The organism is Allobaculum fili (assembly GCF_020969955.1).
Taxonomy (GTDB): domain Bacteria; phylum Bacillota_I; class Bacilli_A; order Erysipelotrichales; family Erysipelotrichaceae; genus Allobaculum; species Allobaculum fili.
On the sequence record NZ_JAHDSX010000047.1, the window covers coordinates 1 to 17,226 of the forward strand.

Annotated in this window: 9 protein-coding genes and 1 pseudogene; 8 read left to right on the forward strand and 2 right to left on the reverse strand. The window is 51.0% G+C overall.

The window, feature by feature from the left end; translation table 11 throughout:
• Positions 1–328 precede the first annotated feature (328 nt).
• The 4 genes and pseudogenes from miaB to Afil_RS09050 all read left to right on the forward strand — a co-directional run bounded on the left by miaB (position 329) and on the right by Afil_RS09050 (position 7,703).
• The gene (miaB, locus tag Afil_RS09035; RefSeq protein WP_230268242.1) at positions 329–1,759 is read left to right on the forward strand and encodes a tRNA (N6-isopentenyl adenosine(37)-C2)-methylthiotransferase MiaB; all 1,431 of its coding nucleotides are present in this window, start codon (positions 329–331) and stop codon (positions 1,757–1,759) included.
• Positions 1,760–1,882: 123 nt separating this feature from the next.
• Complete coding sequence (locus tag Afil_RS09040; RefSeq protein WP_230268233.1) at positions 1,883–3,574, forward strand: ribonuclease J; 1,692 nt, start codon at positions 1,883–1,885, stop codon at positions 3,572–3,574.
• A 2,288-nt stretch (positions 3,575–5,862) separates the two neighbouring features.
• Positions 5,863–7,299: pseudogene (locus tag Afil_RS11530) on the forward strand (DNA translocase FtsK); the annotation flags it as partial.
• A complete protein-coding gene (locus Afil_RS09050; protein ID WP_230268235.1) occupies positions 7,296–7,703 on the forward strand; it encodes a RidA family protein in 408 nt (135 codons plus the stop codon). The pseudogene Afil_RS11530 and the gene Afil_RS09050, both read left to right, overlap by 4 nt.
• On the opposite strand, the gene Afil_RS09055 is transcribed toward Afil_RS09050, so the two are convergent.
• Positions 7,655–8,536, reverse strand: a complete 882-nt coding sequence (locus tag Afil_RS09055; RefSeq protein ID WP_230268236.1) for a competence protein ComK — start codon at positions 8,534–8,536, stop codon at positions 7,655–7,657. The two genes, Afil_RS09050 and Afil_RS09055, sit on opposite strands and share 49 nt — an antisense overlap.
• A 389-nt stretch (positions 8,537–8,925) precedes the next feature.
• Positions 8,926–9,477 (reverse strand): NADPH-dependent FMN reductase, encoded by a 552-nt coding sequence (locus Afil_RS09060; protein ID WP_230268237.1) that lies wholly within the window; start codon positions 9,475–9,477, stop codon positions 8,926–8,928.
• Between the two features lie 521 nt (positions 9,478–9,998).
• Here Afil_RS09060 and parE point away from each other — a divergent pair.
• The 4 genes from parE to Afil_RS09080 all read left to right on the forward strand — a co-directional run bounded on the left by parE (position 9,999) and on the right by Afil_RS09080 (position 16,852).
• Positions 9,999–11,918 (forward strand): DNA topoisomerase IV subunit B, encoded by a 1,920-nt coding sequence (gene parE, locus Afil_RS09065; protein WP_230268238.1) that lies wholly within the window; start codon positions 9,999–10,001, stop codon positions 11,916–11,918.
• Between the two features lie 3 nt (positions 11,919–11,921).
• Positions 11,922–14,429: a DNA topoisomerase IV subunit A gene (parC, locus tag Afil_RS09070; protein WP_230268239.1), complete on the forward strand. Its 2,508-nt coding sequence runs from the start codon at positions 11,922–11,924 to the stop codon at positions 14,427–14,429.
• 373 nt (positions 14,430–14,802) lie between these two features.
• Positions 14,803–15,036 carry a YneF family protein gene (locus Afil_RS09075; protein WP_230268240.1) on the forward strand — a complete coding sequence of 78 codons (234 nt, stop codon included), beginning with the start codon at positions 14,803–14,805 and terminating at the stop codon, positions 15,034–15,036.
• Between the two features lie 808 nt (positions 15,037–15,844).
• Complete coding sequence (locus Afil_RS09080) at positions 15,845–16,852, forward strand: MORN repeat-containing protein (RefSeq protein WP_230268241.1); 1,008 nt, start codon at positions 15,845–15,847, stop codon at positions 16,850–16,852.
• The last annotated feature ends 374 nt before the right edge of the window (positions 16,853–17,226 follow it).

A 17,226-nucleotide genomic window follows, 5' to 3' on the forward strand; every position in this document is an offset into this window, starting at 1 on the left:
CCCCCCCCCCCCCCCAGAAATCCAGTCTGTATCCAGCACCGATCGAACACAGATCCAGAACAACAGTGCCATTTATCGCAAAGATCCCAGTCCATACGGGGCACTTTGTCATTTCTCCCTTAAAGGAATACAATCTCGAAATATCGGCTCGCTTTTCAAAAGAAAAGCGGGATTTCGATTGCCTGTTCGAGGATCAATCCAGCCTCGAAACATACCCGTTCAAAACGCTGCGCAGGGCCGTCTGGTCCAGAACGCGTAAACCATAAAGCAGAACATCAAAGATAAACAGAACACAAACAGAAAACAAAGACAGGAGACTACTGTGAGCATAAAAATTAAACCCGCCTGGCATCTTCCAGATGCTAAAAAAGCGGCCAGACGCATCGAAAAAAGCTCCCCGACCTATCGTGGCATGGAACTGAGCGATGCCCAGAAGCAGATCGGCCAGAATAAAACGTATTTTATTTCCACCTACGGCTGTCAGGCCAATGAGCGCGACAGCGAAAACCTCGCCGGCATTCTTGAAGCGTGCGGATACACCCCAGCTGCCGATTCGGCGAGCGCGGATCTGATTTTAATGAATACGTGCGGCATTCGGGAAAACGCGGCCAATAACGTTCTTGGCGAAGTCGGCTCGCACAAAAAGCACTTCAAATCCAAGCCGGATACGATCATCGGTGTCTGCGGCTGCATGGTGCAGGAAGAGCAGTTCACCCGCACGCTGCTCGAAAAATACCCGTGGGTTCATCTGATTTTCGGAACCCATAACTTCGCAAACCTTCCCGAATATCTCGAACGCGCCACAAACGGCGAAAAAGTCGTAGAAGTCTACTCGCGCGAAGGCGAAATTTACGAAGACCTTCCCGAACATCGAAGCGGCCGCTACAAAGGCCTCATCAACATCATGTACGGCTGCGACAAGTTCTGTACGTACTGCATCGTACCGTATACGCGCGGCCGTCAGCGCTCCCGCTCGGCTAAGGATATCCTCGCGGAAATCGAAACGCTGAAAAAGCTCGGTTATAAGGAAATCACCCTGCTCGGTCAGAACGTCAATGCCTACGGGAAAGACCTGGATGGGGAAATGGATTTTGCGGGACTTCTCGAAGAAGCCGCCAAAACCGGCATCGAACGCATCCGCTTCATGACCAGCCACCCATGGGATTTCTCGCGAGAAATGATCGATGTCATCGCCCGCTACGATAACCTGCTGCCGTTCATTCATTTGCCTTTGCAGAGTGGCGACGATGAAATTCTGCGCCGCATGGGCCGTCGCTACACATCGAAGGAATACCTGGAACTGTATCAGGACATTAAGAAGAAAATTCCGGATGCGGCCATCTCGACCGATATTATTGTCGGCTTTCCTGGCGAGAGCGAAGAAGCGTTTGAACATACGCTCGATCTCGTACGCGCCTGCCGCTTTGACAACGCCTATACCTTTATTTATTCGCCAAGACCTGGAACGCCGGCCGCTAAGCTCGAAGACGGAACACCGCTTTCCGTCAAAAAGGAACGGCTGCAGCGCCTGAACGCGCTCTGGAATGAATTTGCGCTTGAAAACCACCAGAAATACATCGGAAAGACCGTCTCCGTTCTGGTCGACGGCCCGTCGAAAAAGAATCCGAACGTCTTCTCCGGCTACAGCCGTCACGGGATACCTGTAAACTTCTCCGCGGATCAGGCTCAGGAAGGCGATATCGTCGATGTCGTCATCACCGAAGCCCACACCTTCTCGCTCAACGGTCGTAAAGCGTAGGCCAGGACGGCGAATGTTATACTGTAAATAATAGAAAACGTTCAATTTGTACGAAATTTTTAGTATGCGAAAAATTTTCTGCCTCAACCGGCAGGAATCGCGCAATTGCGGAGGTGCCACAATATGGCAGAAGCAGAATTAAAAAAAGACGAAGTCGTTCGACTGTTTGCGCTGGGCGGGCTGGATGAAGACGGAAAGAACTTGATGGTCATTGAAATCAACGGTGATATGTACATCGTGGAATGCGGCCTGAAATTTCCGAACGATAATGCCAGTCTGGGCGTAGAATGCATCGTCCCCGACTTCTCCTATCTCAAGGAACACGAAAAACAGATCAAAGGCATTCTGATCACCCATGGCCATGACGACGTCATGGGCGCGCTGCCTTATCTTTTAAAAGAAATCAAAGCCGATATTTTCGTCAGCGACTTTACCGGCCGCGTAGTGGAGGAACTGCTGCGCAAAAACAAAATTACCGGCGTCAAGATCAAGACCGTCAAGCGGCAGGATACCCGGACAATCGGCGGAAGACAGGTCGTCTTCTTCCCGATTACCCACTCCTATCCGCAGACGTACGGTTTTGGCATCCGTACCGCCCATGGCTATATCGTCTACTCCGGCGAATTCATCGCCGACTACGACGACATTTCCCAGGCGTACCAGGGCGACTACTCCTTTGCGACCCGTTTTAAAAACGACGGCGTCCTCATCCTCCTGCAGGATTCCAAAGGCGCGGAACATGCCCTTCATACCTCGCCAAATCATCGGGTTACCCCGTATTTTGAAAAGGTACTCGACCAGCATGAAAAACAGCGGATTTTCGTGGAAATTTACACGCAGTCCGTTTACCGCATTCAGGAACTTATCCGCTGCTGCATCGCACGCAAGCGCAAGATGTGCTTCTATTCCGATGAGCTCAAGAAACTGATCGCCGGTCTGGAAAGCATTACCGATGCCGTTCCGTCTGAACTCGTTGTTCCGGTTTCCCAGATCGATCAGTGCGAAGATGTCGTGGTCATCATTTCCGGACAGGGAAGAGCCCTGTTCCAGCTGATGAGCAATATCGCCAACAACGAAGTCGACGATGTCGAATTCCACGATGACGATGTGATCGTCGTTGCTACCCCGCTCGTTCCAGGTGTTGAAAAAGACTTCAAGAGTATGGAAAACGACATTTACAAGCGTCAGGGTACGATCGTGAAAATCGACCGCAACGTTCTGGGCATGCATCCGTCCAAGGAAGATCTGAAGATGGTCATCTTTATGTGTGATCCGAAGTACTACATTCCGATCAAGGGCGCATACCGCATGTTGTGCGCGAACGCGATGCTGGCGGAAGAAATGAACATTCCCGCCGAGCGAATTGTGATTCTCGACAACGGCGAAATCGCCACCTTTATTAACGGCGAACTGCAGCCGGGTCTCGATACGATCGAACTGCACGAAACGCTTGTAGACGGCAACGCCAACTGGGACATGGCCGGCGTCGTTCTGAAAGACCGTGAAATTCTTTCGACCGACGGCGTCATGGTTCTGGCGATCGGTCTCGATTTCCGCACGAAGAAGATTATTAACGGACCGGACATTCAGACCCGCGGCCTCGTCTATGTACGCGATGCCGAGTACCTGACCCGGGAAGTGACCCGGATTATGGAAGACACCATTAAGGAAATGGTCGATGCCCATAAATACGACAATATGGAATGCCGCTCAATCATCCGCGAAAAAGTGGCCCGCTACGTCTTCAAGCAGACCGCAAAGCGCCCGATGATTTTACCGGTTATTCTCGAACTCAACCCCAAAGGAGCCCTTTAGAAAAAGCTGAAATCCAAAGATTTGGCAGATAATCCGAAGGAGTTTTCCCAAGGGATTTACTGAATCAAAACGAATGGAAAGAATGGATTGCGCGCAGGCAGTTTGTGCCGTACGCAATCCGTCTTTTTTTTCCGCTTTGATTCGTTATAAGATAAATACACTGCATTTACTCCACGCCTTTTTTCCTCAGTCGCAATGCAGGCTGAGGATATACAGAAACAGGGAATCTCTTTTTTCAGTTTCAAAAAGAGACGAAAAGGGCAGGGAAAATCGTCCTTATACCAAGAGGACTAAGAAAGGGAGGGACTATGGCTTCAAAAAAGAGTGCGTCCAGACGCAGCCCGTCTTCAAAAAAAACCTCCGCATCGTCTTCCAAGCGACAAACCGGGAAAACGTCTGTGTTTTCTCTGAATACGTTCTGGATCTGCGTACTGATCATCTTCTCGTGGGTGATCTGTACGATGGTTCTGTTTTCCTTAGGCCTGGTCGGCAGCTTTTTGCAGGAAGTGCTTCAGCTGCTGGTCGGCAGCTTCTCCTATGGCCTGCTCATTTTTTTCATGGGCTATGGCCTGTACTGGGTCCTGACGCTGGGCAAGAAAAAAGTATCCGTTCGCATGATGGTCGGCTTTGGCTTTCTGGCGGCGTTCTGGATGATGACCAACGGTCTCCAGCAGGTGACCGACACGAACGTTACCCAGCCGTTTTCCATTCTGGTGGCCAGTCTCGGCCAGTTTGGATCGATGAGCTTTACGAGCAGCTGCGGCCTTCTCGGTGCGCTGCTGGCTACCGTGTTTTCCATGTTTTTCTCGCGAACCGGAGCGATGTTCTTTGATTTCGCGTTTCTGATTCTGGGCATTTTACTGATCGGCTGGAACTGGTGGCGTCTGCTGCTGACCGATCGAAAGCCCAAAGAAGATACCGATACGGAAAAAGGATTCCAGGGCGTCCGCCGCACTTCGCTTGGAGGTCTGCTGCGCTGGCCCAAAAGCGATCTCGATGAAGAGGACGTCCCTAAAAAAGAAGAACCGAAAAAGCGTCCGCCCCGTCAGCCGTATGGACAGGCCCCGCAGCCGGAAACCGTGCAAGCCGATGCTTCCCCAGACGATCTTGTTGAATCGACCCGCCTGCAGGGACAGGGCCAGCCCGATCTGACAGGCGGCTCCCTGACGGAAATTGGCCCAGACGGCTATTCCAATGAAGAGTACGATGAGCAGGATGAGGAAACCATTTCCGATCGTGTTGGTGGCTGGCTCCATCACAGAACGGCTTCCCGTGCCGCTCGTTCAAGAGCCGGAATGGCCAAAAACAAACCGCAGCGAAAAGGCATCGCGGGCTTCTTTGGCCGGATCGCCGATTTTTTCTCCAGTCTGCATCACCGCATTCTCGACTGGGTCACCCTTTCGAATGTGGATAAAGACTACGACGAAGAAGGCAATCCGATTCTTCTTCGCTATGACGATCGCAATGACGCGTCCATGCAGGGCCGTCCAATCGACAAGGACGAACTCCAGCGTCTGTATGACGAAAACGGAGAGTACATCGAGAAGGGCAGATCCCATCCCAGCGCCTTTTCCATGAATGGTCTTGTCGAACAGCGTGCGTATTCGGATCTTGTCGCCGACCCGGATTTTGTGGAAGCATCCACTTCGGCCGATCCTGCCCCGGTTCTGGAGATGGCCGAGGAACAGACAAGAGAAACCGACATTCGTCAGGGTCGGCTTCCCAGCCGCGCCGCGCGTCGCCGCCAAAGAGAAGCGGAGATGCGCGCATCCAGTCGGCTCGATGGAACTGCGCAGCCCGTCACAGCGGCAGGACAGCGGACTGGACAGATGGCCGCACAGGCCATGCAGCTTGCCCAGACGGGTCTGAATGCGCAGTCGCAGAGTCAGAATGCGGCCGCAGCGGCACTTGGCGCTGCAGCTGCAGGTGCCGCGGCTGGTGTAACAGCCGGTGCGGGTGGCGCAGCAGCGGCTCAGAGCCAGAACAGTCGTTCCTCCGACTTTTCGGATGAATCGCTTTATGAAGATCCCCGAAACGAGGCCCCATCGGATTTGGCAAATGCCGAAAGACTGCCGCGCCGGCGCAGAACGCGCTCCGTGCAGGAAACGGCGCCCGATCTGAGCAGCTCCGCTGTAAACGGAACGGTCAAAGACATGACCGATCAGCTGGGCGAGGTAAAACCGTCCAGAAAAAAAGCGGCAGCTTCCAGCCGCACCCCGTCTTCTCGAGAAAACAAGCCGGTTCGCTACGAAGCCGAACCGCTGGATCTTTCCCCGAAAGCGGACGGCTATGTGCTGCCGCCGATCAGCCTGCTTCAGGAAATGAAGCAAAATCGAAAAAGCACTATCAACCAGAAAAGCGCCGCCGAACGCGGGGAAACGCTCATTCGCATCCTGCAGGAATTTGGAGTCGAAGCGAGTCTTGGCGAAATTCATATCGGTCCTTCCGTTACCGAATTTGAAGTCATTCCCGGACAGGGCGTTCGCGTCAACACGTTCGTGAATCTGCAAAACGACATCAAGATGGCGCTGGCTGCTAAGGACATCCGTGTCGAAGCGCCGATCCCCGGCAAGAGCGCGGTGGGTATTGAAGTGCCCAGCGAAGAAAAGACCACCGTCAGCATGCGCGAGCTCATCGCCGGCATTCCCAAATCGGAAGCCTCGCATCCGCTGCTCTTTACGCTCGGCAAGGATCTGATGGGCGAAAACATTTACGGACGACTCGATCGCATGCCGCACCTTCTGATCGCGGGCGCGACCGGTTCCGGTAAGTCCGTCTGCGTCAACTCGATCATCTGTTCGCTGCTCATGCGTACCCATCCCGATGAAGTGAAGCTTCTGCTGATTGACCCGAAAAAAGTCGAATTCACGCCTTTTAACGGCATTCCGCATCTGCTCTCGCCGGTTATCACCGATCCGGCGCTCGCTTCGGGCGCGCTCAAAATTATCGTCGACATGATGGATGAGCGCTATTCCCGCTTTGAAGCCGTACGCGTTCGCAACCTGGCCGGCTACAACGAATACGTTCGCCGCAACCCGAAAGAAGAGCTGCAGAAAATGCCGCGCATCGTCGTCATCATCGACGAGCTGGCTGACCTGATGCTTGCCGCCAGCAAGGATGTCGAACAGTCGATCCAGCGCATTACCCAGCTCGCCCGTGCCGCCGGCATTCATCTGATCGTCGCCACACAGCGACCCTCGGTCAACGTCATTACCGGCGTCATCAAAGCCAACATTCCAAGCCGTATCGCCTTCATGGTTTCCTCCCGACCGGACTCCCGGACGATTCTCGACCAGTCCGGCGCCGAGAAACTGCTTGGCTATGGCGACATGCTTTTCCTCGATAACGGCGCCACTTCGCCTAAGCGAATTCAGGGTGTTTTCATCCAGGATCAGGAAGTGGAAGCCATCTGCGACTACGTCCGCCAGCAGGCGCAGCCGGAATATGAGGAAACGTTCCTTCTGCTCAAGGAAACGAAAAACAATCCGATGGATGGCGAATCGTTTGAAGAAGACCCCTTGTATAATGAAATAAGAAATTTCGTTATCGTCAGCAAGAAAGCCAGTACGTCCCTGATCCAGCGGCGCTTTCGCATCGGCTACGCCCGCAGCGCACGCGTCATGGACCAGCTTGAAGCCAACGGCGTGATCGGCCCTTCGCAGGGAAGCCGACCCAGGGAGGTTCTTATCTCCAGCAGCGACGATATGGAGGAGGATTACGAATGAATCTGTTTTTAAAGACCGGCGAACCGATGAGCCAGTACGACTGCGTCTCCAGCATGGTTCAGCTAGGCGATTTCTTCTACCTTTCCGGTCAGATCGGAAAAGGATCCACGTTCCACGACCAGTGCGTTTCCGCCTGCTATGCGGTGACCGATGTCCTGCACCAGTTCGATCTGCGTTTTGATCACATTCTGAAATTCACCGTCTATCTGGTTGACATCGAACTGCGCGACAAGTTCCTGGAAGTCTTCAGCAATTTCGTCGATCAGCCTTACCCGGCGCTGACCTTCGTCGAATCGCCTCATCTTCCCGACGATGCCATGGTCTGCATCGACGGCTGCGGCGTAAACACGCTCCGTCATGAAAGAAGCATGTCCGACGCATACTGCGAAGACTGCGACGAATAAAGCATCAAAATAAATTTATACGCCTGAACCAAAATCCGCTCCGTACGCTTTCGCTCAAGTCCCTCCAGCAGGAGGCCATCGCGAAAGCGGATCCGGCAGCGGTTTTTTTGTGCGTCCCCCGACGGCTCGAGACTGAGAATGTTCGCCAGGCTGCAGTAGATCCGTTTCGGATCCTTTTGCGGCAGCAGCGGTACCCATACTTCGAGCGGCGAGAGAGAAACCAGAATCGGCAGAAACTTACGAGCGCTAAGATAAAATGCGGCGGCTTCCTTTCGTCCCTGCAGAGAACTGCCCGCCTGCAGACAGCGCGCATCCAGCCAGGCGTTTATCGTCGACGCCTTTTCCCGCACCACCTGATCCTGAAAATGAAGAAGCAGGCAGGAATGGAGGTAGTCGTACTCGATATAGTCGGCAAGCAAAGCAGGGGACGTCTTTGTCGAAACGTCCGGCCAAGGATCAACAAGACGGTAATTACCGTCCAAGCCGGACGGAGGGGAAGCCGGCTTTGGCCGGTACGAATACTGAAGAACGAAAGACAGGCGACTTTCCCGAATGCCGGCACCACCGGAAGCATTCGAAACGCCAGAAACACCAGAAAGGTCTGATCCAGAGGCCGAGGAGGCTTCGAGAGAAGCGAAAGCATTCGAATTCCGTTCAGATGAAGATCCAAAGAGATTCGGAATGCGCAGATGCAGAGTGCGTTCGGATCCGCCTGGACCGTTCGGGCCGTCCGGACGGTCCAGATCAAAATTCCCATGCAGAAAAACGGGAGGAAAGGAAGGCTCCAGGTCAGATCCGCCATAGCCTTCCACAGCCGGATCGTTCAGCATCATGGCCTCATCCGAATCCGACGATAAAGAATCGGGAAAAGATAAATTCAAATGGGATATGGATTCTTTCATAGCCTTGAGTGTGTCAGATAAGGATGCTTAAGACGTGACTTTTTGAAAACGTACGAAATCGCAAAGAAAAAGAGGCCGAAGCCTCTTTGAAAAATCGTAAATTGAAAGCTGCAGGCAAAAATCTGGAATTCTTATAAGAGCAGATTTGAATGCCTGCCGACAAAAGAAGGTCGAAACGCAATCCGATTTCGATTCCAATCCGTATCGCAGAAAGAAATCGCGGTAAGAAGAAATCGCGGTAGAAAAGGATCTAAGCCGTTTGAAACCGGACGGATATGAACTGGAGGTCGAAGCGATCCTTTCAGGATTCGAAAACCGGATCAGCCTTTGAGCCAGACGATGAATTCTCTGGCCTGAGAAGCGATGGCATCGGCTACGCCGTCTGGATCGGTAAACGAATCGGTGCTGAACTCTTCTGGAGTTAAGGCCAGACCGTATTCTTCCGGGCAGACTTTGACACCAAGCCGTTTGAGCAGAATGGCGAGCTGTTCGCGCGAGCCTTTGGCCGCCATACGGCCGCCGGCGCCGCTGATGGCCGCAGACTTTCCATAAAGAACGGAAGAAGCGCGCGTATAATCGGGAGCGGTCGGACGGCTCATCCAGTCGAGCAGGTTTTTGAGGACGCCTGTAATCATGCCGTTGTATTCCGGAGTAAAGAACCAGAGTCCGTCGGCTTCGCGAATTTCCTGACGAATGCGGGATACGCTTTCGAGTTCCGGGGCTTCGAGATCCTGATTGAACAGGGGAAGATCGCCATAGGGAAGGATGCTGGCTTTGATGTCCATAGCCTCCAGCGCCTTTTTGGCGTCCTGAGCGAGTTCCATGTTGAACGATGTACTGCGAAGGGATCCGCAGATGAGCAGAATTTTCATGTTGAAATTCCTCACTTTCAAGAAAGAAGTTTCTTCTGTCTTCTATTATTGCATGGCTGAATGCGCGAGCAGGGTATGCATCGACCGACAATCTCAGATTGGAAAGAATGCGCGAAGTATGGTAAGAAAGTATTTATGTCCAAAGGGAAAAAGGAGCGCAGAGGATGCGCACGTAGTAAGCCCGAACGCAAGACTGGAAGCCGCGGCTGAGCGGACGAATCGGTTATCAGGTGCGGTAAACATTTGGAATATCCTTTGTCGCAAGCCTATACGAAGAAGTTTTTTAAAAGACTCTGGGTGGAAAGAATGAAAAATATTGTTTACAATACATGCCTTTGGCATCGCCTCATTCCGGATCCATTTTTTTGAATGGGATACGGGAACATTCGATGGAATCGTTCAAGATATACCCAGCGCGTTCCAGTCGAAAATAAAATATTGAGACAAAAAAACCAAACCTACCATTTGGCCGGTATACAACCGGCTTTCATAAAGCAGAACTAGAAAAAGGGAGGAAGACTATGGCACAGACGCAATACGATGAAAATTCAATTGTCATTCTGGAAGGTCTTGATGCCGTTCGAAAAAGACCAGGCATGTATATCGGTTCGACGGATCGTCGGGGCCTTCATCATCTGGTCTGGGAAATTCTCGACAACTCCATTGACGAAGCCCTCAACGGCTTTGGAAACGAAATCATTGTGACCCTGAACAAGGACGGCTCCTGCAGCGTGGAAGACTTTGGACGCGGCATGCCGGTAGGCAAGCACAAATCCGGCAAGTCCGCTCTGGAGGTCATCTTTACCGTGCTCCATGCGGGCGGCAAGTTTTCGGATTCTTCCTATAAGGCTTCCGGCGGTCTTCACGGCGTCGGCGCGAGTGTAGTCAACGCGCTGTGCTCCTGGGTCAAAGTCGAAGTTAAGGACGGAAAGAACATTTACGAACTCGATTTCTCAAACGGCGGCCGTCATGTTGGCGAACTGAAAGTCATCGGCAAGACGAAGCAGACCGGATCGAAAGTAACGTTTCTTCCGGATCCGACGATTTTTAAGGAAAACCGTTTTTCCTACTCCCGCATTAAGGAGAGGGTACAGGAAGACGCGTTCCTGTTAAAAGGACTGAAAATCCGTCTGATCGATAAGCGCGAAAACCCGAAAGAAGACGAATTCGTCTACGAAGACGGACTTAAGGCGTTCGTCGAAGAGCTCGACGTCGATCACGATCCGATTTCGCCGGTCGTTTCCTTTGAAGGCGAATCCGGAGGCATCAAAGTGCAGGCCGCATTCCAGTACGTCGATACGTATCAGGAAAACATGCTTTCGTTTGCGAACATCGTTCGCACCCGCGATGGCGGAAGCCATGAAACCGGCGCAAGACAGGCACTGACCCGCGTGTTCAACGACTACGCGCGAAAAGTCGGCCTGTTAAAGGAAAAAGACAAATCCATGGAAGGCTCGGACATTCGAGAAGGACTGACCTTTGTCCTGCATACGGCTATTCCGGAAACGCTGCTTCAGTTTGAAGGGCAGACCAAGGAAAAACTGGGAACTCCGCAGGCCAAAGGTGCGGTCGACGCGATCGTCAGTGAAAACCTGCGCTACTTCCTCGAAGAAAACACCGATACCGCCGCTACGCTCATCCGCAAGATGATCAAGGCCGGTGCGGCACGAAGAGCGGCGCGCGAAGCGCGTGAAAAAGCCCGCAAGGGAAAAGGAAAAAATCGTTCGGAACAGATTATTTCCGGAAAGCTCGTGCATGCCCAGTCCAAAGATGCAAGACGCAAGGAACTGTATCTGGTCGAAGGCGATTCCGCCGGCGGTTCGGCCAAGCAGGGACGGGACTCGAAATATCAGGCCATTTTGCCGCTTCGAGGCAAAGTGCTCAATACCGAGCATGCCACGCTGGAACAGGTAGAGAAAAACGAAGAGCTCAACACCATCATTCATACTCTTGACGCAGGTGTAGGCAGCAGCTTCGATGCCGAAGATTCCAACTACCATAAAGTCATTATCATGACCGATGCCGACGATGACGGCGCGCACATTCAGAACCTGCTTCTGACGTTTTTCTATCGATTCATGCGCCCGCTCATCGAAGCCGGCATGTTATATATCGCCCTTCCGCCTCTGTATCGCATCGCGAAAAAGGATGAAGAGTACTATTTGTATTCCAACGAAGAGCTGGAAGAAATGAAAGCCAAATTCAAAACCGGCTATCACATCAGCCGGTATAAGGGTCTTGGTGAAATGAACGCATCCCAGCTCTGGGATACGACCATGAACCCCGAAACCCGAACCTTGCTGCGTGTTACGCTCGAAGACGGCCGCCTGGCCGAAAAGCGCGTAAGCGAACTGATGGGCGACCGTGCGGATCTGAGAAGGCAGTGGATCGAAGACAACGTCGTCTTCACTTTGGAAGATGACTTTAAGGAAGGAGAATAGCGGATGCCAAGAAAGAAAAAAGCAGCGGACGTACAGCCCGTTGAGCCAAAAGTCGTCGACTCGGCGCTTGAAGAAATTCTGGCCGACCGCTTTTCGCGCTATTCCAAGTACATCATTCAGGAACGCGCCCTTCCAGACGCCCGCGACGGACTGAAACCCGTACAGCGCCGTATTCTCTGGGCGATGGAAGAAGACGGCAACACTTACAACAAGCCGTATCGCAAATCCGCGAAAACCGTCGGTAACGTCATCGGTAACTATCACCCGCACGGCGACACGTCCGTATACGATGCCATCGTGCGCATGTCTCAGGATTGGAAGTCGGCGCTTCCGCTGATCGACATGCAGGGAAACAACGGTTCGATTGACGACGACCCCGCAGCCGCTATGCGTTACACGGAAGCCAGACTGTCTAAAATCGCCGGCTATCTCATGCAGGACATCGACCGGGAAACCGTCGACTGGTCGCCAAACTTTTCCGATGAAAAAATGGAGCCGACCGTTCTTCCGGCAAGATATCCGAATCTGCTCATCAATGGTATTACCGGTATTGCGGCCGGCTATGCGACTTCCATTCCGCCTCACAACTTTGACGAAGTCATTCAGGCCTCGATTTATCGTATCGACCATCCCGATTCGACGACGAAGGACTTAATGCAGTATGTGAAAGGGCCGGACTTTCCAACCGGCGGCATCATCATGGGCAAGGACGGCATTTTTCAGGCGCTCGATACCGGACGCGGCAAAGTCGTCATTCGCTCCAAAGCTGAAATCGTCGAAAGCAAGACGATCAACCAGATCGTCATTACTGAAATTCCGTATGAAGTAGTCAAGATCAATCTCGTAAAGCGGATCGATGAAATCCGTCTGAATGCCAAAGTCAGCGGCATGCTCGATGTCCGCGACGAAAGCGACCGGAAGGGACTTCGCATTGTCATCGACCTGAAAAAGGAAGCCAATGCGCAGGCCATTCTCAACTACCTGTATAAAAACACCGATCTGCAGATCAACTACCATTACAACGTCATCGCGATCGTCAACCGGACGCCAAAACAGCTCTCGCTGGGGGACATGCTGGACGCGTTTCTCGAACACCGTGAAGACGTCGTCATCAAGCGGACCCGTTTTGATCTGCGCAAGAAAAACGAGCGGATGCACATCGTTGAAGGTCTGATCAAGGCCCTCTCGATTCTCGATGAAGTCATCGCGACCATCCGCGCGTCCAAAGGAAAAGCCGATTCGAGAGCGAACATCATGAACAAGTTCGGCTTTAGCGAAGCGCAGGCCGAAGCCATCGTTACCATGCAGCTGTATCGCCTGTCCTCGACCGACGTCAAGGATCTCAAAAGCGAGTTCAGCCGCCTGAAAAAGGAAATCCGCGACCTCGAAAAGATTCTTAAGGATCCGAATGCCCGCAAGGAGCTGATGAAAGCCGAACTTCATGAACTCGAAGAAGAGTTTGTCATGCCGCGCCGCTCGCAGCTCGTCGAAGAAGTCGAAGATATCGTCATCAACGAAACCGACATGATCGCCGATGAACAGGTTGTCGCCATGATCAGCAGCCAGGGCTATTTCAAGCGCGTCCCGCTGCGCTCGTACGCCTCCAGCGACCAGAACAATCCGGCGCTGAAGGAAGGGGATCATCTCGAATACGTCGATCAGATTTCGACGCTCGACTCTCTGCTTTTCTTCACCAGCAAAGGCCGCATGGGTCTGATCCCGGTTTATCTGCTTGAAGAGAAAAAGTGGAAAGATCTGGGCGTTCACTATTCCTCCATGTACAAGACCGAAGTCAACGAGCGCATTTGCGCCGTCTATGCGATCCATGGAAAACCGCAGAACACCGATCTGATCATGATCTCCAAAAACGGACAGATCCGCCGCTCCCATTTCGATTGTGCGACACTCCCCTCCAAGGGAAGACTCGTAAGCACCATGGGACTTGGCGTTAACGATGAACTCGTCGAAGTGCTCGCCTCCGGCAAAGATGACGATGAAATTCTGATCGTCACCCGCCTGGGCAATGGCGTACGTCTGGAAACCAGTCAGATTCCCGTCGCCAAAGGCAAATCCAAAGGCGTACGCGCCCTTCGCCTGCAAAACGAAGACAGCGTGCTTGGCATGGGCCTGATGGATCAGAGTGATCTCGTCATCGAAAACAGTCAGGGCGAATTCAAGCGCATCGCGCTCGATCAGATCAATGCCTATAACCGCCCGTCCAAAGGCGATACCTTATTCCGAATCATCAAATCCAAACCCGTATCCGTGGAAGCTTTCCAGATCGTTTCCGCATCCGATCTTCTGCGCTTTGAAGGCATGCAGAGCGAACCCGTTGCGGTTCGTCTGCTTACCCGCAAGCCGCTCTCTTCCGGCTGGGCGTCTTCGCCTAAGCTCGATGAGCCAAAACCGCTTATCCGTCCCAATCGAAAACTCGAAAGCGGGACTCGCAAAGATGAAGAAGATACTGCAGACGAGAAACCGCAGCTTTCTCTCTTCGACAGTGTGGAGTAGAAGCCAGGCAGCTTAGCAAGGGCTGAACAGAACTGAATAGGACTGAATCGAACAGAATACAGTCGATCTAAACAGGTCCACAGTACACAGTACACAGGCAAAAAATCGGAATATCCCCCCCAGCAATCCGTTCAGAAAGGAACACTTTATTCCCGAATGGGTTGATCCAGGACAGATCGAAGTCGAATCCAGTCTGAAACGCCTGTTGATTAGATCTGTTACAAACCCAAACAAAAATCCAGTTCAGCCCCGTCTCTTTCACCCGCAGTCAGGCTGCAGAAGGCCATGACGATTCTCATGAAAGGCCATGAAAGAAAATTGAGGATATCCCTGGATTTGTGTAAAATATCAAGAGAAAAGAGGAGCGATACAAATGGACAATCTCTGGTCTTCTATCCTGTATGCGCTGGTTGGTGCATTAATCGGTGCAGTCATTACTTTCTTCCTGACCAAGCGCAAGTTTGAAAAGGACCTGAAAGAAAACCCGCCAATCAATGAGAAAATGATCCGTGCCATGTACCTTCAGATGGGAAGAAAACCTTCTGAAGCTCAGGTTCGCCAGATCATGAAAACTCTCAACCAAGGTAACGGGAAGAAAAAGAAGTAACAGAATTCAGACGAATTTATTTTCAGGAGATCTTCGGATCTCCTTTTTCTTTGGCAGGAAAACGTGTCGATGCGGCAGGAAGCAAGATTCAAAAATATACGGACGACGCAATACGCTCTGCTGTACAACCGCCTGTGCTCTCCCGTCTACACTCTTTCCGTAAAAAAGCGAACGCTTCAAGCTTACTTCAATCCTCTCAAAAAAAGGGGGGAGAGTATGGGCTGGACAAGCAAATCGCTGAGACTGGATCGGCTATGCTATATCCGATAGAAATCCGGCAATAGGACATACAGTCAGGCAGAAAGCAAAAGGAATAACTCCACATTTCAAGACATAATGATCAATAAATTTGTCAAAAATAACCAGATTCATTTTGTTTTATCCTATGTGATTATTTTTTTGAGTATGATTGTTTTAACTGCAGAATCCCGTTGAAATTTTCAAACAGACAGAACTTGGCCTGTTTTTGGGAGGTCAGGTATTCGTTTCCCGTCGGACAGTAACTTTCTCAGGCAGCTCAAATACTCTCGAAAGACAACACAGGACTCCTTTTCAGTTTGCCACGTGAAAACGGGTCGGGCAGGTTTTCTTCTCAAAAGAAAACGATGAGTTGAGTGCAGATCTTTGACATGACCTTGAGGGGAGCAGGGAATGATCAAAACAGCCCTTCTGAAAATGGATGAAACTAGAAGATCTATAGCCGCTGTTTCGAAGGGCGGATAGTCAAGACTGGGCTGTTTCTTGATTGCAGCCTGAATCCAAAATGGTTATCGGGTTTGAAGAATGGGGATAAGAAGGAGAAAACAGGATGAAAAAAGCATTAGTACTGCTACTGCCGGCGTTCATCATCGCAGGCTGCTCATCAGGAGAAGAAATGACGCTCCATCTCAGCTATGGAGATCGGACCGGCGTTTATTCTGGCGATATGAAAGATGGAATCCCAGATGGACAAGGGAAATTTACTTCGAAAAATGATGAAGGAGAAAGCTGGACCTATACAGGTACATTTAAGGACGGACATTTCGAAGGAGACGGTGAAACTGTCTGGAAAAGCGGGGGAAGAGAAGTAGGTACTTATGAGAATGACGTACTGGTACCTATGGAAGGCGATGAACTTAACGGTCTTTTCACAAAGACAGAAGACTACGTTGACCATTGCATTAAGATGAAAGCACAGTGCTTCACCAGTCCAGAAAAAGATGAGGACGGAAATTATATTGTTCAGGCGCATCCGATTATTGATGATGAGACTGCTGCCAATGATCTCTTATGGCTGTACGTGCCAGCCGGGGAATTTTCCATCAAGGCGGACAGTTATTTTGAATTTACCGGAAAGGTAGCTGATGAGGGAGAATCTCAAAATAACTTTGGATCGACGCTGACCGCTCCTGCCGTTGCGGTTACGGATTATCAGATTCTTGACTATAAAGACGCTTTATCTCCAACAGAAGTTGAGTTAAATCCAAACATGACTCAAAACCAGAACGGATTAGAAATTACTGTCCATAAGGTCGAATTTTCAAAAAAGGAAACCAGAGTCTATTTGACGGTAAAAAACACGACTCAGGATAGTTGGGGCGTATACGGAATATCCGCGAAAATCGTCCAGGACGGAAAACAATACGAAGAGGAAATGAATTATAATGCGGATTATGAAGAACTCCCCTATGATATTTTGCCTGGTGTAAGTGCAACCGGCATTATCAGCTATCCGGCTGTAGAACGAAAAGATTTCACATTTGTTATCGATACCTTTTCGGATAACTATGACGTTGGAGAAAAGACTTTCAGATTTGATATTAAATATACAAAATAAGTTATAGATATTCTTAAGTGAACTCGTCATTTAATCCAATCCATGCTCTGCCTGGCATTAGAGCCCAAATCCGTTTGCTTGATTTGGGCTTTTTGCTTAGAGTTTTCGCAGTTGAATATTGTTTATAGCTTGGATCAAAATATAAAACCAGATTTTTTTAAACTGCTTCTGGGGATAATTCCATTGACTAAACTGTGTGTTTGACTGATATCTAAAAAATCTGTACGAATTTAGGGGTACAGTTTACTAGAACTTTCCCAATGAGCTTAACTATACAAATCGCTCGTTTTTGAAATTTCATCCCATCAGAGAGCCTTTTTCCGAGGCTCTCTTTTTAATTTTCCCCTGGCTCAATGACCATAACTACGATTAAC